Here is a 1,032-nt window from a genome sequence, read left to right on the forward strand (position 1 = left end):
CGCCCGGCCAAACATTCCGTGCGATCGCCCAAAATCGCATTGGTGGGATGGGGATTGTAATTGAGACAAACTCCCACTAAATTCGGGTACATTTGCATCCATCCTCGGGCGATATCCTCGCGATCGCGCAATTGTAAATCCGTCGTAACTAAAGTTAATAAAATTTCTCCTGTATGCCGTCCAATGCGTAAAGAAAGATGGCGCAATTGTCCCTGTTTGCGTTTTTCGTTGTAGATACTCCAACCTTGTACCTCAATATCCAGCTTGATTTCCGCGAGAAAAGGATTTAAACGGACATCTTGGATCGGGCATTGATTGAGGTTAACAATCTGATGGCTGCCTTTACGGTAATATCCCGCTTGCACGCTCCCCACTTGAGAAACGCCCAAAGGATAAGTCGCTTTATTACGATATGTTAAAAAATCTAACCCCGATAGAAGTGGAGCAACGGGAGGATCGACAAATTCACCAATCCGTTGCAGCGCTTGTAGCAACAAATTGCGCTTAATTTCCTGTTGATAAGCATCTTGAATGTGCTGCCACTGACAGCCCCCGCATTTATCCGCCACAATACAGCGAGGGCGCAGGCGATGGGGAGAAGGGTGGAGGAGTTCCAAGAGCTTGCCATAAGCATATTGGGGTTTAACTCGCAATAAACGAACCCTAACGCGATCGCCCGTCACCGTATCGGGAACAAAAACAGCGCGATCGCCCCATCTTCCTACCCCATCACCGCGATCGCTCACATCCACAATCTCGAATTCAATAATGTTGCCCTGTTGCCAATTTTCTGCTTGGTTTTTCATCTGCACAATTTAAAGATTTGTATCAATTGAGGGGAAAATGATTAAAAATTACGAAGTCAAGCGCCCCTAACAGTAGATTTCAGACTCAAACGCTTTCTTTCTGACCCTCTGAATCGCTAAACTGACAATTGATATTTATTTTATTGTGATAATGAGCATCGTTAGTGACGTTATCTTAAAAGCCGATGACGAACTCCGCTACCTCAGTAGTGGGGAGTTAACCAGC

Annotated in this window: 1 protein-coding gene and 1 pseudogene; one reads left to right on the top strand and one right to left on the bottom strand. The window is 45.6% G+C overall.

Features of this window, described 5'->3' with window-relative positions:
* Nucleotides 1-806: 23S rRNA (uracil(1939)-C(5))-methyltransferase RlmD (rlmD, locus tag VB714_RS27235; RefSeq protein WP_323228473.1), on the bottom strand; the 806-nt coding region annotated here is incomplete at its 3' end.
* A gap of 151 nt (nucleotides 807-957) precedes the next feature.
* Between rlmD and VB714_RS27645 the strand changes: the two are divergent.
* Nucleotides 958-1,032, top strand: a pseudogene (locus VB714_RS27645) (allophycocyanin); the annotation flags it as partial.

Source organism: Spirulina sp. 06S082 (assembly GCF_034932145.1).
Classification (GTDB): domain Bacteria; phylum Cyanobacteriota; class Cyanobacteriia; order Cyanobacteriales; family Spirulinaceae; genus CCY15215.